19 protein-coding genes are annotated in these 20631 nt (G+C 68.3%); 11 read left to right on the top strand and 8 right to left on the bottom strand.

The window, feature by feature from the left end:
* Window position 1 precedes the first annotated feature (1 nt).
* A complete protein-coding gene (locus HT102_RS01010) occupies window positions 2–358 on the bottom strand; it encodes a hypothetical protein (protein ID WP_192037548.1) in 357 nt (118 codons plus the stop codon).
* A 120-nt stretch (window positions 359–478) separates the two neighbouring features.
* On the opposite strand from HT102_RS01010, the gene HT102_RS01005 reads away from it, so the two are divergent.
* The 4 genes from HT102_RS01005 to HT102_RS00990 are packed head-to-tail and all read left to right on the top strand — an operon-like array spanning window position 479 to window position 3065.
* Window positions 479–994: a helix-turn-helix domain-containing protein gene (locus HT102_RS01005; protein WP_333473223.1), complete on the top strand. Its 516-nt coding sequence runs from the start codon at window positions 479–481 to the stop codon at window positions 992–994.
* Window positions 995–1001: 7 nt separating this feature from the next.
* Entirely contained in the window at window positions 1002–2018 is a 1017-nt protein-coding gene (locus tag HT102_RS01000) for a PIN domain-containing protein (RefSeq protein ID WP_192037547.1), read from the top strand.
* 52 nt (window positions 2019–2070) lie between these two features.
* On the top strand, window positions 2071–2685 hold the full coding sequence (locus HT102_RS00995; RefSeq protein ID WP_192037546.1) for a uracil-DNA glycosylase family protein: 615 nt from the start codon (window positions 2071–2073) through the stop codon (window positions 2683–2685).
* Between the two features lie 47 nt (window positions 2686–2732).
* Window positions 2733–3065: a hypothetical protein gene (locus tag HT102_RS00990; protein ID WP_192037545.1), complete on the top strand. Its 333-nt coding sequence runs from the start codon at window positions 2733–2735 to the stop codon at window positions 3063–3065.
* 52 nt (window positions 3066–3117) lie between these two features.
* Here HT102_RS00990 and HT102_RS00985 read toward each other — a convergent pair whose 3' ends face one another.
* From HT102_RS00985 to HT102_RS00975, 3 genes are all read right to left on the bottom strand, one after another.
* Window positions 3118–4245, bottom strand: coding sequence for an IS30 family transposase (locus HT102_RS00985; protein ID WP_192037544.1), 1128 nt, complete (start codon window positions 4243–4245; stop codon window positions 3118–3120).
* A 216-nt stretch (window positions 4246–4461) separates the two neighbouring features.
* A complete protein-coding gene (locus HT102_RS00980; protein WP_192037543.1) occupies window positions 4462–4920 on the bottom strand; it encodes a limonene-1,2-epoxide hydrolase family protein in 459 nt (152 codons plus the stop codon).
* A gap of 21 nt (window positions 4921–4941) precedes the next feature.
* Complete coding sequence (locus HT102_RS00975; RefSeq protein WP_192037542.1) at window positions 4942–5367, bottom strand: hypothetical protein; 426 nt, start codon at window positions 5365–5367, stop codon at window positions 4942–4944.
* A 329-nt stretch (window positions 5368–5696) separates the two neighbouring features.
* Here HT102_RS00975 and HT102_RS00970 point away from each other — a divergent pair, with 329 nt between their 5' ends.
* From HT102_RS00970 to HT102_RS00955, 4 genes are all read left to right on the top strand, one after another.
* Window positions 5697–8078, top strand: a complete 2382-nt coding sequence (locus HT102_RS00970; protein ID WP_192037541.1) for an ATP-binding cassette domain-containing protein — start codon at window positions 5697–5699, stop codon at window positions 8076–8078.
* 177 nt (window positions 8079–8255) lie between these two features.
* Window positions 8256–8939 carry a GOLPH3/VPS74 family protein gene (locus HT102_RS00965; protein ID WP_192037540.1) on the top strand — a complete coding sequence of 228 codons (684 nt, stop codon included), beginning with the start codon at window positions 8256–8258 and terminating at the stop codon, window positions 8937–8939.
* Window positions 8940–9121: 182 nt separating this feature from the next.
* On the top strand, window positions 9122–10081 hold the full coding sequence (locus tag HT102_RS00960) for a DUF2157 domain-containing protein (protein WP_192037539.1): 960 nt from the start codon (window positions 9122–9124) through the stop codon (window positions 10079–10081).
* Window positions 10082–10302: 221 nt separating this feature from the next.
* Window positions 10303–10686: a hypothetical protein gene (locus HT102_RS00955; RefSeq protein WP_192037538.1), complete on the top strand. Its 384-nt coding sequence runs from the start codon at window positions 10303–10305 to the stop codon at window positions 10684–10686.
* A 48-nt stretch (window positions 10687–10734) separates the two neighbouring features.
* Here HT102_RS00955 and HT102_RS00950 read toward each other — a convergent pair whose 3' ends face one another.
* The 4 genes from HT102_RS00950 to HT102_RS00935 all read right to left on the bottom strand — a co-directional run bounded on the left by HT102_RS00950 (window position 10735) and on the right by HT102_RS00935 (window position 15267).
* A complete protein-coding gene (locus tag HT102_RS00950) occupies window positions 10735–12519 on the bottom strand; it encodes an allophanate hydrolase (protein WP_192037537.1) in 1785 nt (594 codons plus the stop codon).
* A 120-nt stretch (window positions 12520–12639) separates the two neighbouring features.
* The gene (locus HT102_RS00945; RefSeq protein ID WP_192037536.1) at window positions 12640–12849 is read right to left on the bottom strand and encodes a hypothetical protein; all 210 of its coding nucleotides are present in this window, start codon (window positions 12847–12849) and stop codon (window positions 12640–12642) included.
* 103 nt (window positions 12850–12952) lie between these two features.
* Window positions 12953–13654: a TetR/AcrR family transcriptional regulator gene (locus HT102_RS00940; RefSeq protein ID WP_333473222.1), complete on the bottom strand. Its 702-nt coding sequence runs from the start codon at window positions 13652–13654 to the stop codon at window positions 12953–12955.
* A gap of 116 nt (window positions 13655–13770) precedes the next feature.
* Window positions 13771–15267, bottom strand: a complete 1497-nt coding sequence (locus HT102_RS00935) for a sodium:solute symporter family protein (RefSeq protein ID WP_192037534.1) — start codon at window positions 15265–15267, stop codon at window positions 13771–13773.
* A 311-nt stretch (window positions 15268–15578) separates the two neighbouring features.
* On the opposite strand from HT102_RS00935, the gene HT102_RS00930 reads away from it, so the two are divergent.
* Genes HT102_RS00930 through uca form a run of 3 tightly spaced genes read left to right on the top strand, consistent with a single transcriptional unit; the run spans window position 15579 to window position 20589 of the window.
* Window positions 15579–16421 (top strand): urea amidolyase associated protein UAAP1, encoded by an 843-nt coding sequence (locus HT102_RS00930; RefSeq protein ID WP_192037533.1) that lies wholly within the window; start codon window positions 15579–15581, stop codon window positions 16419–16421.
* Between the two features lie 11 nt (window positions 16422–16432).
* A complete protein-coding gene (locus HT102_RS00925) occupies window positions 16433–17038 on the top strand; it encodes an urea amidolyase associated protein UAAP2 (protein WP_192037532.1) in 606 nt (201 codons plus the stop codon).
* Window positions 17035–20589 carry an urea carboxylase gene (uca, locus tag HT102_RS00920; RefSeq protein ID WP_192037531.1) on the top strand — a complete coding sequence of 1185 codons (3555 nt, stop codon included), beginning with the start codon at window positions 17035–17037 and terminating at the stop codon, window positions 20587–20589. Before HT102_RS00925 ends, uca begins: the two co-directional genes overlap by 4 nt.
* Window positions 20590–20631: the final 42 nt, after the last annotated feature.

The following is a 20631-nucleotide window of genomic DNA, read 5'->3' as shown; positions in this document are numbered from 1 at the left end:
GTCAGCCCCACAACGTCCCCCTCAATGCCCCGAAACTGGCGGCGAAACTAGCCTCGGTCACCTCATAGTCCTCCGCAGTGCCCTGGCACAGCCGGGAAAGATGCTCGCATCGTTGCGCGAGGACATGCACCGCTTGATCGAGAGCCGCCGACGCGACACCGCAGCTCGACGCCGATTGCGAGCCCGGCAAGGAACGCGCCAGATCCTCTAGGCCCTCCGCAGGATCAAGCTCCCCGACCGCCTCGGCATGACCAGCCAGGCGGGACTCCGCGGCACGCAGGAAAGCAGGATCGACCCGCAAGCCCAGCTTGGCGGCCAACCCCTCACCGCTCGAGCCGTCGGATAGTGGTGCCGACACCTGACCCTCCTTGACGTCGCAAAACTGTGGAGCAGGACTTCCGTGACAATACGATGGGACGCAGCGCAGAGGCGGATGGTTCCGTTGCACGGCTGTGATTGCTGCCACAGCGGTGGCTGGGTGGATCACGACGCCGTCCTTGCTGGTTTCGTTTTTTTCGGTTTATTGTTGTGTATGACGATCGACGCCGAGCACACCGTGCTGCCACCCGCCTACGCGGGTGGGGAGATGACGCGTTTGCGGGAGGCTGTGGCAGCCTCGGGCGAGCTCGCCATCGTTGGCGCCGATGGCGCTCCGATCGCACTGCCCGAGCCTGTGGCACAGGTGCTGCGCGAAGTTATCGTCGCCATGGCTGCAGGCCACGCGGTGACCCTCGCCCCGCGTGGCACTGTTCTGACCACCCAGCAAGCAGCCGAGATTCTTGGCGTCTCTCGTCCCACTGTGGTGCGCCTCCTCGATTCCGGAGAGATCCCGCACAGCAGCCCGGGACGTCATCGGAGAGTGCTGCTCGCCGATCTGCTGGCCTACGAGCGACGATCGGCAACCGCACGGCGCGACGTCCTCGACGCGATGTCCGCTGAAGCTGCGGACGAAGACGCTTACCTGCGTGGCAGCGACTTCCCAGAAACCCGGTGAGCGCCGAGTGAGCTTTCCTGTGGTCCTCGACGCGTGCGTGCTCGTCCCGCTACCGGTGTGTGACTTGATGCTGCGGTTGGCCGATGCAGGGCTGTACCGACCCCTGTGGTCGGAGGAAATTCTTGATGAGGTCGAGCGCAACCTGCCCAAGCTCGGCGTCACCCCTGCGCGTGCTGCCAAACGGATTTCCCAGATGCGGAATGCGTTCCCCAGCTCTGCCGTGACCGGCTACGAGCGCCTCGTGCCAACCATGGGCAACCACCCCAAGGATCGCCATGTGCTGGCCGCTGCCGTGCGCGCGGGTGCCCAAGCCGTGGTGACGGCAAATCTCAAGGACTTTCCCGCAGATGCATTGGCACCTTTCGGGATCGAAGCCCTCCACCCCGACGATTTCCTCCAGGACCTGCTCGACCTTGATGCTGCACTGGTCCTGCGGTGCCTGCGCGATCAGCAGGAAGAATGCCGCAAGCCCGCGTTCTCTCTGAGCCAGTTGCTCGATGCCCTCGCCCGCGCAGTCCCAGGATTTGCCAACCAAGCCACCCAGGCGCTGTTTCCGCCCGGAAGCCCACTTCCTCTGGAGATCGTTTCTAGCCAGCAGGCCGTCAATGCGTTCTTTCCAGACAGCACTGGGCTCGATCATGCGACTGCCCGAGGGGCGGCCTACCTCTGGTGGACGTGCCTGCTCGCGCTCGACGAGCCAGGTGCAGGTGACGCGCTCGCCGCGCTGAGTGCGAGCCCCGCGGACTGGGGAGACTTTCGCCAGGCCGCTAGAGAGTTGTCTGGGTGGGCGATGGCGCAGAATCTCATTGCCTGCCCTGATGCGCCCGACGCTGTCGCCTACGCCAAATTTGTCCCCGTCACCGGCCACAACATGCGGGCGTTCGCTGACACACCGATTCGAGACGTGTACATCCTTACTGTGGTCCGCTGTCCAGATGGGTACTGGCGAGTGTGGGGCATGTCCCGCAACTGGCTTCCTCCGCTCAGCCGGATCGAGCAGGGCGCGCGCCCCGGTTCCCGATAGCACCTTCTGAGATCGCGATCCTCGGTCCGGCCAAGATCACTAGGCTGCGGGCATGCGAATCCCGTCCGCGCCAAGAACCCTGGAGAGCCATGCAGTCCGCGCCGAGCGTGCTGCGCGTATCCGCGATCCGCACGTTGAACCCATCAACTCCCTCATTGACGAGATCGCTCGCGCCATCGGCTACCCAGCCCTGCCCTATATCGATCCCACGTTCGGCGGGACCCAGGCCCGCGCCCTGATGGTCCTCAAAGCCCCCGAGGCCGATGCCGACCCAGACAAGGCTGGAACACGCCTGCTGAGCATCGACAACGATGACACCGGCGCCGCGAACCTGTTCGACGCGTTCGCCCGGCATGGAATCGATCGAACCGACATCACGCCGTGGAACATCTGCCCGTTTCCCATCGCCGGTGACAACCCGACGGCAGCGGAGCGGCGCGAGGCCGCGCCCTACACGCGCAAACTCCTTGCCATGCTGCCCAACCTCAAGTTCGTCGTGACCCTCGGAGCCGCAGCCCGTGACGGATGGAAGCCTCGGCTGCTCCACCCCTACCGACAACTCACGATCATGGCAGGTGCCTCGCCCTCGCCACCGGGCATCAACCGCGCTGACCAGCGGTCATCGTTCGAGGCCGCCATGATCCAGCTAGCGGATCGCCTGCGCTAGATGGTGCGTGGGCCTGCTGCAACTATCGGCGCGCTAATCTGGCACCCGTGGCAACCATTGAGGTGAACGATCGCACCGTGACCATCCGGCTCAGCACGCGCGAAAAGATCGCTGGCCTGCATGGCGATCTCGTCATTCGTCGCTCACGGATCCGGAGGGCATACGCCGCCGCGAACGGATTCAGCGAACTCCACGGCATGCGCGCCCCTGGCACCGGCGTACCAACGATCATCGCGATGGGTACCTGGCGCGGCAAGGGCAAGACCTACGCCAACGTCACCCGCGGCGAGGCACTTGTCCTCGACCTGCGCGACCACGAGTACAAGCGAGCCGTCATCACCACTCCGGATGCGGGCGCGATCGCCGCGCAGCTGGGGTAGCGGGCTTCGGCCCCGCGAGAGTGCGCAAAACGACAGGTTTCGGCAGGCGGTTTCAGGGAGCCATCGCAACACCTGCGATCAGTCCTGCCAGCTTGTCACAGGGCTTGCTCCAGCCCAGGGTCTTGCGGGGACGGATGTTGAGCAGGCGCTGGGTCTCGGCCAGGCCGGCATCGGTGACCTCGTTGAAGTCCGTGCCCTTCGGATAGAAGTCGCGGACCAGCCCATTGGTGTTCTCGTTGCTGCCACGCTGCCACGGCGAGTGCGGGTCGCAGAAGAACACCCGGCAGCCGGTGGCGACGGTGAACCGCGCGTGCGCGGCCATCTCGGTGCCCTGGTCCCAGGTGATCGTGCGGGCCAGCCCGGCGGGCAGGCCCTCGATCATGCGCCCGAGGACGTCCACGACCGTGGCGCTGTCGCGGGCGCCCGGCAGCCTCCCGAGCAGCGCGTACCGGGTGGAGCGCTCGACGAGGGTGACGATCCCGGAGTTGCCCGGCCCCACGACCAGGTCTCCCTCCCAGTGGCCCGGCACGGCCCGGTCGGCGGCCTCGGCGGTCCGGTCCGACAGCCTCGCCCCCTCCAGCCAGGGCCTCGAGGCGCGCGCGGGCAGCCGCGAGCGCGGGATGCGCCCGGCCCGGCCAGTGCGCAGGGCCTTGGCCACGGCCAGCTCGTGGCGCAGCGCGCCCCGGCCCTGGACGTAGAGGGCCTGGTAGACCGTCTCGTGCGACACGTGCGCCTCCTTCCGGCCGGGGAACAGCGCCCGCAGCTCCGCGGCGACCTGCTCGGGGGAGAACCTCTGGTTCAGCAGCGCCACCACCGGCCCGCGCACGGCGGGGTCATCGAGCTTGCCCGGCCGCGGGCGGGGCCGGGCGGCCAGCGCCCGGTAGTGGGCCAGCCCGGCGTCGTAGCGGTGCTCGCCCCAGTGGATGACCCCGCGCGCCCTGATCTCCCGGGAGACCGTCGACGGCGACACCCCGAGCCGGCGGGCGATCGCGCGCAGCGGCAGTGGCTCCGGCAGCGACCGCGCGGCCTCGATGAACGAGCGGTCCGCCAGCGTGAGACGCCGGTAGGCCCTGCCTGGCGACGGTGGTGGCCCGGCGTCCACGGGGATGGGCCTCACCCCGCCGGCGGCTCCCCGCCGCACCTGCATGCCCGCTTGCTCCGCCCACCGGTTCACCGTCATCCTCGACACCCCTAGAGTGTCGCCGATCTCTATCGCGGACCTGCCACGGACCAGCCTGCTATACGCCGCCGCCCGGACCTCCCACGGAATCTTCCTCGCCATCAGCATGCCCCTTCAGCCAGGGGTGTTGCGATGGCTCCCTGAAACCGCCGCACGGACGGTGTCGCTTCTCGCACACTCGCGCTCCGGCGGCACGCACACTCGCGGCATCGCGGGTCAGGCGTGGTCTGGTAGCGCCCCAGTCGTGCCCGGTGCGAACAAGGCGAAGGGCCCGCGGCGCGGCAGCGCCATCCCCACAAGGCCCCGCAATGCCGAGACCGTGAAGTTGGCGTAGTCGAAACGGTCGCGCCACACGGCGATCCGCCCGTCCCGCAGCTCGAAGGTGCCGCACACCCAGAACTCGGTCCGGAACCGGCCAAGGCTAAGGGCATCGGTGCGCTCGGTGAGCACCGCATGGCGATCACCGCCGATGTGACGGAACTGCACGTCGAAGCCCATCCGGGCCCGCTCCATGAGTCTGATCGCACGGGCAAAGTCTCGCTTGCCGCGGACCTTGGGGAGTGAAACGTTGTGCCACACGACATCGTCGGTCACGTAGTCCAATGCGTCGTCGAAGCGTTCATCGCGAAGCGCCGCCAGAAACTCGACGACCACACCAATGCTTGCGTCATCCATGCCAGGCTCCTTGTCGATTGATCACGCTGTCGCGGCAGCTTCCCTGCGCCATCCTGGCAGGCGATCGACCATTCGCGCACCTGGAAGCCGATCAACCACACGCCCAAGCCGGTCGAACGCCCCATCGATCGGAGTCAGGGAGCTCAAGCCGCTGAGCCCCGCCCGCACGTCCAGCAACGCCATCAGCGGCACCACGGTATCGAGATGCCCATTGAGCGAACCGACATGCGGTATCGCCCCGCCCATGTTGCCGTTGAGCTCCTCGAGCATGGGCAGTGCCTTCTCCAGGTTCGTCGCCAGGTCCCGGCCCATCGCCAGCAGATCATCGAGCTGGGGCAGCACCTTCCGCAGGACCTCCGCGAAGACATGGATATCGTCGAGCAGCCGGACCGCGAGCGCCAACGGCGGAAATGCCGCGACAGGCGCCGGCAGAATAGTGACAGGCATGCAATCCCCCGGAATGCGTTGTGCACCAGCACCCCCTCGCGGTGCTGGCAGTGCAGCCGAGGCTACCAGCGGGTATCAGTGCATCCCGGGGAGGAACACGCGCTGCGTCGGCGTGTTGGACATGATCGGAGTGCGTGTCCAGACAGTCGTGTGGTGGACGCCCGCTCCTCGACCCGTGACAGTGCGAAAAACGACAGGTTTCGGCGATGGAGCTGTCGTTTAGTGCACTCTGGCCGGGAGCCGTCAGATCGACATGTTCTTGTCGGACTCCGGTGGTTAGATCAGCTGTGCGGGTCGAGGCAACGGGGCGTGAGGGAGGCGTGGCGGGCATGGCAGTGAGCGAGCATGATCCAGCGGTGCATGTGGCGGACAGCCATGATGTGATTCGTGTGCAGGGCGCGCGGGAGAACAATCTCAAGGACGTGGATGTCGAGATCCCGAAGCGCCGATTGACGGTTTTCACCGGCGTCTCGGGCTCGGGCAAGAGCTCGCTGGTCTTCGGCACGATCGCGGCGGAATCGCAGCGCATGATCAATGAGACCTATTCCGCCTTCGTGCAGGGGTTCATGCCCGCGCTGGCGCGGCCCGAAGTGGACGTCATGGAGGGCTTGACGACGGCGATCATCGTCGATCAGGAACGCATCGGGGCGAACGCGCGATCCACGGTCGGCACCGTGACGGATGCGAACGCCATGCTGCGGATCCTGTTCAGCCGCCTCGGTGATCCGCCTATCGGCCCGCCGAACGCGTACTCGTTCAATGTGCCGTCGGTGCGAGCTAGCGGCGCGATCACGGTGGAGCGGGGGTCGGCCAAGACAAAGACCGAGAAGGCCACGTTCAATCGGCTTGGTGGCATGTGCCCGCGCTGCGAGGGCATGGGCAAGGTCACCGATTTCGATCTGACCGCGCTATTCGATGATTCAAAGTCGCTGAACGAGGACGCGCTCACCATTCCCAACTACAGCATGGACGGCTGGTACGGCCGCATCTTCCGCGGATGCGGGTTCTTCGACCCCGACAAGCCGATTGGCAAGTACAACAAGCGGGAGATGCACGACCTGCTCTACAAGGAACCCACCAAGGTCAAGGTCGAAGGCGTCAATGTCACCTATGAAGGCCTGATCCCGCGCATCCAGAAATCGATGCTGTCCAAGGACATCGAATCGGTGCAGCCGCACATCCGGGCATTCGTCGAACGTGCCATCACCTTCACCACCTGCCCCCAGTGCGACGGCACCAGGCTTGCCCCCGAGGCGCGCTCCTCCCGCATCAACGGCATCAACATTGCCGACGCATGCGCGATGCAGATCACCGACCTTGCTGCATGGATCCGCGACCTCGACGCCCCCTCCGTCGCGCCGCTGCTCGGCAAGCTCCGCCACGCACTCGAGTCCTTCGTCGAGATCGGCCTCGGCTACCTCTCCCTCGACCGGCCCTCCGGCACGCTCTCCGGCGGCGAGGCGCAACGCACCAAGATGATCCGCCATCTCGGCTCATCCCTCACCGACGTCACCTACGTGTTCGACGAGCCCACCATCGGGCTGCACCCCCACGACATCGCGCGCATGAACAACCTCCTGCTGCGCCTGCGGGACAAGGGAAATACCGTCCTCGTTGTCGAGCACAAGCCCGAGGCCATCGCCATCGCCGACCACGTCATCGACCTCGGCCCTGGCGCTGGAACCCACGGCGGCACGATCTGCTTCGAGGGGACCATCGACGGGCTGCGGGCCAGCGACACCCTCACCGGGCGGCACCTCGACCACCGCGCGACCATCAAGCCCACCGTGCGCACAGCAACCGGCAAGCTCGAGATCCGCGGTGCCAGCTCCCACACCCTCAACGATGTCGACGTCGACATCCCTACCGGAGGGCTGTGCGCCATCACCGGAGTTGCCGGATCCGGCAAGAGCTCGCTCATCCACGGCTCCCTCGCCGGTCGCGACGGCATCATCACCATCGATCAGGGCGCTATCAAGGGCTCCCGCCGCTCCAACCCCGCCACCTACACCGGGATGCTCGAACCCATCCGCAAAGCGTTCGCCAAGGCCAACGGCGTCAAGCCCGCGCTCTTCAGCGCCAACTCCGAAGGCGCCTGCCCCACCTGCAATGGCGCCGGGGTCATCTTCACCGACCTCGCCATGATGGCCGGAGTCGCCAGCACCTGCGAGGACTGCGACGGCAAGCGCTTCCAGGCCGCGGTGCTCGAATACCACCTCGCCGGGCGCAATATTGCCGACGTCCTCGCCATGCCCGTCGCCGAAGCCACCGAATACTTCAGCACCGGCGACGCCCGCACGCCCGCCGCGCACACCATCCTTAAGCGCCTCTCCGACGTGGGGCTCGGCTACCTCACCCTTGGCCAGCCGCTCACCACCCTCTCCGGCGGCGAGCGGCAACGCCTCAAGCTCGCTACCCACATGGGCGGCAAGGGCCACACCTACATCCTCGACGAGCCCACCACTGGCCTCCACCTCGCCGACGTCGACAACCTCCTCGCCCTCCTCGACCGCCTCGTCGACAGCGGCAAGACCGTCATCGTCATCGAGCACCACCAAGCCGTCATGGCCCACGCCGACTGGATCATCGACCTCGGCCCCGGAGCCGGTCACGACGGTGGCAACATCGTCTACCAAGGCACCCCCGCCGACCTTATCGCCAGCCCCTCCACCCTCACCGGGGAGCACCTCGCGGCGTACACCGGGAAGTAGGGGGGCGGCGAGCTGACATGCAGCCATCGCGCCGAATCTGCTAGCTAATGTCACGCACGGGCGGGGTGTGTCGCGGCGTGTCGCGTGACAATGGCCAGCAATTTCTGATGACGGGCCGCCAGTCCTGCCAACCACCGCCCCCATGCGCCTCTGCGGCATGCCGAATACACTTCACAGATGGGTGTTGCACACGATCTTGTCCTGCTGACCACCGATCCGCAGTCGGGGAAGTCGTACATTTCGAGCACAGTGTCCGATGCCGTCCTCGGTGGCGCCTTGATGCTCGATTTGATCGCGGCAGAGCGACTGGCCGTGAACGGCGAGGGGCGCCATGCACGCGTGCAGGTGCTCGACAAGCGGCCCCTCGGCAAGACCTTGCTCGACGACGCGCTTGGTAGATTGGCCAGCCGCAAGCCCCAGAAGCCAGCCAGCGCGGTGACCCGACTGGGCAAGCGCGCTCAGCGGGAGGTCTATGCGGAACTCACCGAGCAACGCGCCGTCGCGCCCCGCGTTGTCAAGATCCTCGGGCTGTTTCCCACCACCCGCCACGATGTGCTCGACACCCGCCGACGCAACGAGCTCGTCTCGAGCGTCAAGGCATGCCTGCTACGTGGCACTCGCCCCGACGATGTGACGGGTCCGCTCATTGCTCTGCTCTCCGCGGCGGACCTCGTCAAGCCGATAGTTGGCAAGCGGGATGCCAAGCCCGCGAAGGCACGGGCGAAGAAGATCGCGGCGGGCGATGGGTCCACCACCTGGGCGAGCAAGGGCGTCCGCGAGGCGGTGCAGGCGACGAATGCGGCTGTCGCGGCCGGAGTCGCAGCTTCCGTCGCCGCGACCAGCGGAACCGGCGGGGGCTAGACCGTCCCAGCTCCCACCACCACCCGAATCTGCTAGCCATTGTCACGCCCGGGCGGGGTGTGTCGCGGCGTGTCGGATGACAATAGCCAGCAGATTTCCCCGCGCCAACCGTGACCGGCGCCAGCCGTGTCCGCGCCAGGAACCAGCCGATGCCCGTTCCCGCCGAGTTGTACGCTTCGCGCATGACTACCTCGAATGCGCTCGATCCCGCCCAGCTCGCGAGGCTGCAGAACCTCGTGGATTCCGGTGTGCTGCGCGAGGACCAGCGCGAAGCCGTGGTAGCGGCGCTGGAAGCCGGCTATCGGGAGGACCGCGCGCCTTTGGTGCGCCGGGTGTTGCCGGAGGTCGCGGGATATGTCGGTGGCGCCCTGGTCGTCGCGGGGGCGACGCTGCTGCTGGGCCTGGCGTGGGAGGACCTGTCCCGCGATGCGCGGGCGCTGATCCTAGCGGTGACATCCCTGGTGCTGATCATCGCCGCGGTCGGCTTCGCAGGAGGGGTGCGGGCGTTGCCGTCGAATGGTGGTTCGGCGCGGCAACGACTCGGAGCTGTGCTGTTCGCGGCGGCCTCGGTGACGATCGCGTTCGCGGCGGGCTCGTTTGCCAGCAGCGAGCAAGCGATGTGGGCGGGCCTCGCAGGACTCGTGGTGGCGGTATGCGCCTATGTGGCGATGCCCGCGCTGGTGACATTGTCGGCGGGCGCGGTGATGAGCGTGGTCGCGGTCGCCGGAACGCTGGGGGAGCTCAACGTGGCCGAGGAATTCCTGGCGGTCGGGCTGGTGGTGCTGGGAATCGGCTGGCTGGTGCTCGCTGCCCGCTCAATCCTGGCACCCGCGTGGGCAGGGTTCCTGGTGGGTGTGGCGATCGCGGTGATTGGCTCGCAGCTCGGGCTGGGTGCGGACTCCGAGGCGTGGGCGTATTCGCTCGCGGCGGTGGTGGCGGTGGCGTGCTTCGTGCTGTTCGCCGCGACGCGGTCACCCATCCTGGTGATCGGTGGTGTGCTCGCCACCGCGCTCGCCGTATCGGAGGCAGTGTGGCATTGGACCGGCGGTGCGATCGGGGGAGCGGCGGCAGTGCTGATCGCGGGCACGGTGCTGCTGGTGGGCAGCGCGGTCGGGCTCTATCGCGCGCGGGTCGACGAATGAGAGCAGCCCATCCTAGCGCTTGTGATCCACGCCACACTGCGTACGGTGGAGGGAACACTGTTGATCAAGGAAAGGCGTGCATCATGGGCAGGTTCTGGACACGTTCCCTAGCGGCGGGGGCCGCCTCTCTCGCCCTTCTTGCTGGTGGTGCACCGGCGGCATTGTCGCAGCCCAGCACCGGGCCATCGTGCTCGGTCAGCGCGGGTGATCCCGCAGCGACCGTGAACGATCTACGGTTCGGTTGCTCCGCCGCCGAGTATGACGCGTTGTACCGCGCGCTCGGCCCGGGCACTGTTCCGCAGAACGCCACCGCCCAGGGGTTCGTGAAGGGCAATCCCGTCGCCGAGTTGGTGTGGCAGGGCAAGGTCTTCGGAACGGGCACCGTCACCAACCGTGTGGTCGGCCTGGAGGTCTTCCCGGCCTCGGTGAGTGTGGGCCCGTCCTACGCCGACGGGGCCCCGGCCATTCTGATCGACTACGCCGGCGGGCCGCTGGGATTCATCCGCGATGAGATCCGCCAGGTGCAGCCGGGTGTCTACATGGGCTTCGCCTACGATCGCTCCGGTGCTCCGCGGGTAGTCGAGCGCTTTATCCTGGTGCTCTGATCCGCCACCGATCGTGAAGTTCTGGCCACGCGGTAGGTGGCTGGATCTTCACGATCGAGGCTTCAGATCGAGGTAGGCGCGCCACCCGCCGTGGGCGGAAATGTCCTCGCCGGTGGGGTCGCTGCACCCGAAGCCCGTCACCCAGGTTCCGTCGGCGAGCTCGATCTTGCCGAGCGTCATCGGCTGCGGCAGCGCGTCGAGGAAGGCTCCGAGCCCGGCCGGGGGTAGTTGCCACAGCTCGCCGACAAGGCTGGCGGTGCCGGTTCGGGTGACTGCGGGCTTGGGGATGTCGGTGGGCAGGGCCTGCATGGTGTAGCGGGGGCTGGTAGCGATCTCGCGGATGAATCGTCCACCGTGGGTGATCATCTGGTGGTTGAGGGCGAGCCCGCGCATGTGCGCGCCGAACAACGCGACGTCGAGCCCGGTGCTGGGGTAGAGCGGCGGCTCGGTGCCGGTGAGCAGCGCGGCGATATCGATGCCGACCTGGTCCTCGAAGGCCCGCGTGACGATGGTGACGCCGAAGCGTCCGCCGTCCGCCTCGCCCGCGGGAACGGCGATCCCGGCCATGTCGAGCAGGTTCATGAAGTTCGTGTATGTGCCCATGCGTGAGTTCACACCGATCGGGTCGGCCTGCACGTCCTCGATCGTGGGGTGCTCGGGGGCAGTGGGCACGAGCATCGCGTCGAACCCGTCGAGCAAGGAGCGGGCGCGCAGCCGGAGCGCGCGCAGGTGCTGCTGATCGCGCACTAGGTCGCGGGCCGGGATGTCCTTCGCCTTCATGGTGATCGCGCGAACGGTCGGATCAACCCCGCCGCGAGAAACCCCGCCGCCAGAGACCCCGCCGCCAGAGACCCCGCCGCCAGAGGCCGCGCCGCCAGAGGCCGCGCCGCCAGAGGCCGCGCTGGCCGGATCCTCGGAGACCTCCTCAAGGCCTGCACCGAACGAGGCGTAGCGCTCGGCGACGAGCGCGCCGTCGTACAGCAGCCGGGCCGCCTCGAGGAACGGGGCGATATCCAGCTCCTTGAGGCGCGCGCCGTGATCCTCAAGCCTCCCCGCCGCCTGGTCGAACAGATCACGGGCGGCGGGGGAGAGGGCCGCGAGGTTGCTCGCAGAGGGCACGGCGATAACCGGCTCTGGCGGAGCAGCGAGGGGCGCGGTGGCTGGCCAGGTGCGGGACGCGGGATCGTGGTCGCTCGGCCCGGTGATCACGCGCATGGCGCGCACTGCGTCGGGCAGGCCATGCGCGAAGACGGTGACGCAGTCATAGGACGGGCACGCGGGAACGACACCGTCCACGGGCACGAGCCCGAGCGTGGCCTTGATCCCGACGATGCCGTTGAGCGCGGCAGGCACCCGCCCGGACCCGGCGGTGTCGGTGCCGAGAGCGAAGTCGGCGATCCCGAGGGCGACGACGACCGCGGACCCGGAGCTCGAACCACCGGAGATGCGCTCGGCGTCATGCGCGTTGCGGCACACGCCGTAGGGGCTGCGGGTGCCGACGAGGCCGGTGGCGAACTGGTCGAGATTGGTCTTGCCGAGCACCAGGGATCCCGCGTCGATGAGCCGTTGCGCCGCGGTCGCGGTGCGCTCGGGCACGTAGGCGAATCCAGGGCAGGCGGCGGTGGTGGGGAGCCCGGCGATATCGATGTTGTCCTTCACCGCGAAGGCCGTCCCGGCGAGCGGCAGGTGCTCGCCGTCCGTGACGCGGGCATCGAGGCGCCGAGCGTCAGCGAGGACGTCGTCGAGGGGGCGCAAGTGTATCCAGGCCTCAGGCCGGTCGGTCTCGTCGATGCGCGCGTATGCCTGGCGCGCGCGGTCCTGCGCGGTGTTCATGTCGCCCTCGAATCCACTGGTTTCTGTCAGTTGACAGATAGTAGTATGCGAGGGGCGTATGTCACCCGTGTGAACCCGGCATTACCGCTCATTGCGGCGCGCCGAGTCCCCACGGACCGCCTAGTGCTTCCGGCCTCGCGCGAAATAGGCGATCGGGCCGATGAAGTTGATCGCGATGATCGCGGCCCACTTGCCCTTGGAGCCGTTGACCTCATCAGCTGGCCTGCACGCGAGGTCCGCCCACGCCGAGACGGCGAGGCTGAGCTGGACCGACGCGGCGCCGAGCAGGACGCCACGCTGGGCTGGGGTCAGTTCATTCCACGATGTCATCGATTAATCCTCGTTCCCGATCGGAGTGTTGTCAGATCAAACCTACCGAGCCATGGATCCCGCGGTAGGGCCGAATGGCCCTCGCGCTAGGGCATGGTGCCTATCACAGCATCGCGAGCAAGCGAGCCGACTCGCGCCGCAGGTCGTTCCAGTCGCCGGTCCAGCCGAGTGCCCGGAGGACGGCGTCGGCGGTGCGTCGTGGCTCGTCAGCGACCCCCACGTTGTCCCAGCGCAGGTTGACCAGCGTCTCGACGAGCCGCAGCGGGATGTCCTCGCTCGCATCGGGCAGATCGCGGACACCGCGGCTCGCGAGGTCATCGAGCACAAGCGCGGCGAACTCCCGGTACGTGGCGCGCAATGCCTCGCGGGCTTGCACGAACTGCTCGAAACGCTCGGTGCGCAGCTCGGGCAGCAGGTAGAGGGCGCCGATGTTCCAGCGGCTCTGCCAGAGCTGGGTGCCGTCGAGCAGCGCGGTGGCATGCAGCCGTGCGGCAGGGGACGCGGTCTGGCCCGCGATCGTTGCGGCAGCCTCGAGCATGGGCGCGACGGTGGTACTGAGCAGCGCTTCGAGGATGTCGTCCTTCGTGCGGAAGTAATGGTAGAGGGTGGCCTGGCGCACGCCCACGGCCTCGGCGATGCGGCGGGTGGAGGTCGAGGCATAGCCGCGGTTGGTGAACAGTTCCGCCGCGGCATCGAGGATCTCCTCGCGGGCGGTCTCGCCGGGACGCTTGCGGTCGCTGAGGCGGGGGCGGCCAGCGCCCTGGGCTGATGCGGGGGCTTCCGCGCGGGAGGCGTGCTCGGTCACGGCGTCCATCTTGGCAGGTGGCTAGGCCGGTGTCGCCACTGGCTTCGCCCCCGAATCGTGAAAGTCCAGCCACCTCCCACGTGGCTGGACTTTCACGATCGGAGCGCTGGCAAGGCCTAGACGCGCGCGCCCACCGGCTCGGGTGCAGTCACCACAACCGCGTCCGCAGGCGGGGCGCCAACCGGAGCAACCGGCTTGGTGAGCAGTGCCACGACGAGGTAGGCGGCCAGCGATGCCCCGGCGGCGAGGAAGGTGGACCAGCCGTCCATCGCGGCGGTGAGCAGCCCGTTGTCGAGGTAGAGCAGGGTGTTGTCCACGCCGTAGATGGTGGGGGTGAGGACGAATAGCCCTACGCGGACCGTCACTCCGGTGATGATCGCGGCCATGGCGGCGGAGATGGTGCCGCGGGAGGTCCAGTACAGGCCGAGGATGAACGGCACGACGAGCCCGGCGAGCAGCAGGTCGAAGGTGAGGGTGAGCAGGATGCCGGTCTGGGGGATGCGCAGGGCCACGAACGCGCCGAGCAGTGCCATGGGGATCATCGCGATGCGGGTAGCGGTCATGGCGTGCGCGGTGTCAAGGGAAGCGGTGCGCCCGAGCTGGAGGATGTTGCGGGTGATCACCGCGGAGCAGGAGAGCAGGACGCCGCTGGCGGTGGTCAGCGAGGCGGTGACGATGCCGGAGAGCACGATGATGGCGAGCACAGGCGGGGCGTAGTCGCTGAGCAGGGTGTAGAGGACGGGACCGTTGGCGACCTCGTCGCCGAGGACGGTGACGGCGGTCAGTGCGACGAGGGAGAAGGGGATGCAAATGGCGAGGATGAGGGCGGCGCCGCCGAAGCAGGCCTTCTGGGCGGTGCGGGGGCACTTGGAGGCGAAGATGCGCTGCATGAGGTCGATGGCAACGAGGTTGCCGAGAGCGAGGGCGACGATGGTGGCCCAGTTGATGACGGCGCCCTCGTCGGCGCTGGTCAGCTGCGAGAGGTCGAGCGGGCCCAGTCCTGCGGGGGCGGAGAGGCCATAGGTGGTGATCATCCAGCCGAACAGCGCGAGCATGCCGACGATGTTGACGATGATCATGCCGATGCCGACGTAGCTGGAGGAGAACATGCCTCCGGCGATGGTGTAGCAGATGACGATGGGGATGGCGATGAGGATCGCGGCGGTGTAGGGGATGCCGGCGAAGCGGTCGAGGAGGAAGCCGAGGGCGACGAGGTTTCCGGCGACGAGGATGCCGAAGGCGAGGACGGTGAGGATGGCGGCGGGGATCTCGATGCTGCGCCCGAAGCGTCGCTCGAAGAAGTCGGGGAGGGTGACGATGCGGTACTCGCGCATGGGCTTGGCGAAGAACAGCCCGGCGATGATGAGGCAGAGCGCGAGGCCGATGGGCAGCGCTGCTCCGGCCCAGAAGCCGAACGCGGCGGAGAGGTCGGTGTTGCCGAGGATGCCATTGGAGTCGATGGCCTGGGAGGCGAGCAGGATGGCGACGACGGGGACGGCGAGGGTGCGCCCGGCGAGCAGGTAGTTGTGGCTGGAGCCCTGGACCTTCCGGGCGGCGTAGACACCGGCCATCAGGAGGGCGAGGACGAAGAGTGCTACGCCGGCAATGATCATGGGATTCCTCATCGGTCGGTTCGGCCATGGGTCGTGGCTGGGCCGCGTGGCTGGCAGCGAGGGGGCACCCGGGGGTACCTGTCGAATGACAGAAACCTACGACCGAGGACGATTCGAGTGGTTTCGCGGCGGTAAACCTTCCGTTAATGCGGGCCCGCGATTGCTTTACAAAAGCACTGGCCCGCATCGGCTTTGCCGGTCCACCACGGCCGAAACATGGTGGAAACCAACGGTTACCCGGACGTCACCCAGCGGGCTCGCGGATGAGAAAAACTGTCAACTGACAGATATTCGTCGTTGAAGGACGCGCCATGACCACCACCGCAGGCCCCACCACGGCCACCACGCACGGTGCCCGCGAGCACGCCCGTGCCCAGGCCGGAACCACGAGCGACTCCATGCCCACCATTCCCGCCACCACCTGGTCGGCCCCGCCATCCGGGATCGACGCGAACCGGCTCACCTGGGCCGAGAAGGTCGCCGGTGGCCGCTACACCAGCAAGGTGCTCGCCCGCGGCACCCGGCTGCGCCTCACCGACATCGCAGGCAACGCCTGCGCCCACCTGCTGCTGTTCCACGCCGACCAGCCCTGGGAGCGGCTCAACGTCGCCGATACCGTCAAGATCCCCTGGCAGGCCTACCTCGGCACCGGCCACCCGCTGCTCACCGACCAGGGCCGCATCATCGCCACTGTTGTCGCCGACACCTCCGGCAAGCACGACCTGCTGTGCGGCACCACCACGCTCGCCGCCAACACCGCCAAGTACGGCGACGGCGCTGTGCACTCCGCGTCTCCGGCCGGGCTCGAGCTGTTCACCGTCGCCGCGGCCAAGCACGGCCTCGATCGCCGCGACCTGCCGCCGTCGCTCTCCCTTTTCCACGGCATCCGCGTCGCCGAGGACGGGACGCTCGTCAGCGAGGGCACCGCGGGACCTGGCGCGCACGTCGAGATCCTGCTGCACCTTCCCGCGATCGTGCTGATCGCCAACACCGCCCACCGCCTCGACCCCGACCCGGAGTTCGCCACCACCGGGCTCGAGATCCTCGCCTGGACAGCCCCCGGCGATCTCGACGCCCTGCCCAGCACCGACCCGGAATACCTCCGCGCGGTGGACAACACCGACGACTACCTCGCCGCGCGCGGCACGCTGTGAAGGAGACCAGCATGACCACCGTCCTTGACCAGACCGTCCCCGCGCGTGCCCCCTGGTCCGCGGTCATCGCTGCCGGCGACACGCTGACCATCATCGATCTCGAGGGCAACCAGGCCGTTGACTGCATCCTCTACGACGCCGGCGACACGACCCTGCGCTACAGCGCGCCCGAGACCATATCCGCGCAGGGCAACGCCTACCTCGGCGCGGGCAGCGTCCTGCGCACCGCCGACGGCGCCCCGCTGATGACCGTCACCCACGACGACTGCGGCCGCCATGACACCCTCGGCGGCGCCTGCTCCCAGGAATCGAACACCCTGCGCTACGGCCACCACACCAAGCACCAGCACGCCTGCGTGGAGAACTTCCTCATCGAGGGCAGCAAGTGGGGCCTCGGCAAGCGCGACCTCGTCTCGAACATCAACTGGTTCATGAACGTTCCCGTCGATCCTGATGGCACGCTCGGCATCGTCGATGGCATCTCCGCCCCCGGCAAGAAGGTGTCCCTGCGCGCCGAGACCGACACCCTCGTGCTCGTGTCGAACTGCCCGCAGATCAACAACCCCTGCAACGGCTTCAACCCCACCCCGGTCCGCATGGTGGTGACGCGACCATGAGCACCTTCGACACCCTGCTGATCGCCAACCGCGGCGAGATCGCCTGCCGCATCATCCGCACCGCCCGCGAGATGGGACTGCGCACCGTCGCGGTGTTCTCCGACGCTGACCGCGGTGCCGCCCACGTCCGCATGGCGGATGAGGCCGTGCACATCGGGCCGACCCCGCCGCGCGAGTCCTACCTCAATGCCGAGTCGATCCTCGCCGCCGCGCGCAAGACCGGAGCGGGAGCCATCCATCCCGGCTACGGGTTCCTCTCCGAGGACGCGGCCTTCGCCGAGCAGGTCGAGGCGGAGGGCATCGCGTTCGTCGGCCCCACCCCCGAGCAGCTCCGCGTGTTCGGCACCAAGCACACCGCCCGCGCCGCCGCGGCCGAGGCCGGGGTCCCCATGATCGCCGGAACCGACCTGCTCGCGAGCGCCGAGGATGCCGTGGTCGCCGCGGAGTTGATCGGCTACCCGATCATGCTCAAGGCCACCGGTGGTGGCGGCGGCATCGGCATGCAGGTGTGCCGGGACGACGACGAGCTGATCGCCGCCTACAGCAATGTCGCCCGCCTCGCCTCGCACAGCTTCTCCACCACCGGGGTCTTCGCCGAGCGCTACATCCAGGACGCCCGCCACATCGAGGTGCAGATCCTCGGCGATGGCACCGGCAACGTGCTCACCCTCGGCGACCGCGACTGCTCGCTGCAGCGCCGCAACCAGAAGGTCATCGAGGAGGCACCCGCGCCCGGCTTGCCCGAGCACCTGCGTCGTCAGCTGCACGACACCTCGCGCGCGCTCGCGGAATCCGTGCGCTATCGCAGCGCTGGCACTGTCGAGTTCGTCTACGACCCCCACCGCGGCGAGGCGTCCTTCCTCGAGGTCAATGCCCGCCTGCAGGTCGAGCATCCCGTTACCGAGGCCGTGACCGGGGTCGATCTCGTCCGCATGATGCTCGAGCTCGCCCAGGGCCAGCGCCTCGATGCGATCACCGAGCATGTGGGCCGCGTGCCGGTGCGGGGCCACGCCGTGGAGGCCCGCGTCTACGCCGAGGACCCCACCCGCGACTACCTGCCGTCGGCGGGCACGCTCACCAACGTCGAGCTTCCCACCGGATCGCAGGTTCGCGTGGACGGGTGGGTGGAGACCGGCACCGTCGTTTCGACCGCCTACGCCCCCATGCTCGCCAAGGTCATCACCTTCGCCGAGGACCGTGCCACCGCGTTCACCGGGCTCGGTGACGCGCTGCGCCACACCCGCATCGACGGCATCGAGACCAACCTCGGGCTGCTGCGCGCCATCACCACCGTCCCCGACATCCTCGCCGCCGAGCATCACACCGGAACGCTCGCGCACGTCACCGACACCGAGCCGCGCATCGTCGTCGAGCGCCCCGGCATGCAGACCACCGTCCAGGACTACCCCGGCCGCACCGGGCTATGGCAGATCGGTGTCCCGCCGAGCGGGCCCATGGATGACTTGTCCTTCCGCCTCGGCAACCGGGCGCTAGGCAACGACGAGGGCGTGCCCGGCCTCGAATGCACCGCCACCGGACCCGCGCTGCGGTTCACCGACCCCACCCCCGTGTGCATCACCGGCGCGGACGTCCCCGTGACGATCGACGGCAAGCCCGCACCGATGTGGGAGCCGATCACCGTCCCCGCGGGGGCGACTCTCGACATCGGTGCCAGCGAGGCGGGCCTGCGCACGTACGTGCTCGTCGCCGGCGGGCTTGAAGTGCCCGAGTACCTCGGCAGCGCGTCGACGTTCACCCTCGGGCAGTTCGGCGGCCACGGTGGACGCGCGCTCGCCAAGGGCGATGTGCTGCGCGCCCGTGGCACCACCGTCACTGGTACGCCGATCACCGAGCGTCCCGCGTTCGCCCACCACTGGGAGCTCGCCGTCACCGAGGGCCCCCACGCCGCGCCGGAGTTCTTCACCCGCGACGACATCGCCACCCTGCACGCCACCGACTACGAGGTGCATTTCAACTCCGCCCGCACCGGGGTCCGGCTCATCGGCCCCAAGCCGCGCTGGGCCCGCACCGACGGCGGCGAGGCCGGTCTGCACCCATCCAACATCCATGACAACGCCTATTCCGTCGGCGCGCTCGACTTCACCGGCGACACCCCCATCCTGCTCGGTCCCGACGGGCCCAGCCTCGGCGGCTTCGTCTGCCCCGTCACGGTGGTGGCCTCCCAGCGCTGGAAGCTCGGGCAGCTCCGCCCCGGCGACACGGTCCGCTTCGTGCCCATCAGGTCCACCGACGCGGCATCCCCGCGCGCGCTCAACGCCACCCGCTGGATGACCAGCTCCACCGGCGGCGACGGCGATGACGGCGTGCTCCACCGCGAGCCGGACCGTGGTGACCTGCCGTCGCTGGCCTACCGCCCCTCCGGCGACGACAACGTGCTCGTCGAGTACGGCGACATCACCCTGGACCTCGAGCTCCGCGCCCGCGTCCACGCCCTGCACACCCGGCTGGAGCAAGCGGCGCATCCCGGCATCCTCGACCTCACGCCCGGCATCCGGTCGCTCCAGGTGCACGTCGATCCGGACGTGCTGCCCGTCCCGAAGCTCGTCGGACTGCTCCGCGATCTCGAGAACGACATCCCCGCCGCCAGCGAGCTCGTCGTGCCCAGCCGCACCGTCCGGCTGCCGCTGTCGTGGGACGATCCCGCCACCCGCGAAGCGATCGAGCGCTACATGTCCGGCGTGCGCTCGGATGCACCCTGGTGCCCGTGGAACATCGAGTTCATCCGCCGCATCAACGGCCTCGCCACCGTCGAGGAGGTATTCGACACCGTCTTCGACGCCGAGTACCTCGTCCTCGGCCTCGGTGATGTCTACCTCGGCGCGCCCGTCGCCACCCCGCTCGACCCCCGCCACCGGCTCGTCACCACCAAGTACAACCCGGCCCGCACCTGGACGCCGGAGAACGCAGTCGGCATCGGCGGCGCCTACCTGTGCATCTACGGCATGGAAGGGCCCGGCGGCTACCAGTTCGTCGGCCGCACCACCCAGATCTGGCAGCGCCACGCAGAAACCCCCTGGCTGCTGCGCTTCTTCGACCGCATCCAGTGGTATCCCGTCTCGCCGGAGGACCTGCTCGACATGCGCGCCGACATGGCCGCGGGCAGGTTCGATCCCGACATCACCGAGGGGGAGTTCTCCCTCGCCGAGCATCGCCGCTTCCTCGCCGACAATGCCGACGGGATCGCGAGCTTCCGCGCCAAGCAGGCCGCCGCGTTCTCCGCCGAGCGTGACGCCTGGGAAGCCTCCGGCGAGTTCGACCGCCAGGACGCTGCTGTCGATGTGCCCGCCCCAACCGAGGACGTGGTGGTGCCCGACGGCGGCGTGCTCATCGACTCCCCGTTCATCGCCAACGGGTGGAAGATCAACGTCGCCCCCGGTGATGAGGTGACGGAGGGCCAGCCATTGCTCGCGCTCGAGGCCATGAAGATGGAGACCGTCCTCACCGCCCCGCGCGCCGGAACCGTCGATCAGGTGCTCGTGGGCACGGGCACCCAGGTCGCGGCGGGGGAGGGCGTCATCGTGCTGCGGTAGGGATCCTCGGGTGCAAGCCCTCGAATCGTGAAGATCCAGCCA

Source organism: Lolliginicoccus lacisalsi (genome assembly GCF_014841105.1).
Lineage (GTDB): Bacteria > Actinomycetota > Actinomycetes > Mycobacteriales > Mycobacteriaceae > Lolliginicoccus > Lolliginicoccus lacisalsi.
This window is presented reverse-complemented; position numbering and strand designations above follow the sequence as displayed.

Coding starts and splice junctions, on each gene's coding strand:
- HT102_RS00975 (WP_192037542.1), bottom strand. CDS start 5,367: ATGCCTGTCACTATTCTGCCGGCGCCTGTCGCGGCATTTCCGCCGTTG.
- HT102_RS00980 (WP_192037543.1), bottom strand. CDS start 4,920: ATGGATGACGCAAGCATTGGTGTGGTCGTCGAGTTTCTGGCGGCGCTT.
- HT102_RS00995 (WP_192037546.1), top strand. CDS start 2,071: ATGCGAATCCCGTCCGCGCCAAGAACCCTGGAGAGCCATGCAGTCCGC.
- HT102_RS00985 (WP_192037544.1), bottom strand. CDS start 4,245: ATGACGGTGAACCGGTGGGCGGAGCAAGCGGGCATGCAGGTGCGGCGG.
- HT102_RS00945 (WP_192037536.1), bottom strand. CDS start 12,849: ATGACATCGTGGAATGAACTGACCCCAGCCCAGCGTGGCGTCCTGCTC.
- HT102_RS00935 (WP_192037534.1), bottom strand. CDS start 15,267: ATGATCATTGCCGGCGTAGCACTCTTCGTCCTCGCCCTCCTGATGGCC.
- uca (WP_192037531.1), top strand. CDS start 17,035: ATGAGCACCTTCGACACCCTGCTGATCGCCAACCGCGGCGAGATCGCC.
- HT102_RS00925 (WP_192037532.1), top strand. CDS start 16,433: ATGACCACCGTCCTTGACCAGACCGTCCCCGCGCGTGCCCCCTGGTCC.
- HT102_RS00930 (WP_192037533.1), top strand. CDS start 15,579: ATGACCACCACCGCAGGCCCCACCACGGCCACCACGCACGGTGCCCGC.
- HT102_RS00960 (WP_192037539.1), top strand. CDS start 9,122: ATGACTACCTCGAATGCGCTCGATCCCGCCCAGCTCGCGAGGCTGCAG.
- HT102_RS00950 (WP_192037537.1), bottom strand. CDS start 12,519: ATGAACACCGCGCAGGACCGCGCGCGCCAGGCATACGCGCGCATCGAC.
- HT102_RS00970 (WP_192037541.1), top strand. CDS start 5,697: ATGGCAGTGAGCGAGCATGATCCAGCGGTGCATGTGGCGGACAGCCAT.
- HT102_RS00965 (WP_192037540.1), top strand. CDS start 8,256: ATGGGTGTTGCACACGATCTTGTCCTGCTGACCACCGATCCGCAGTCG.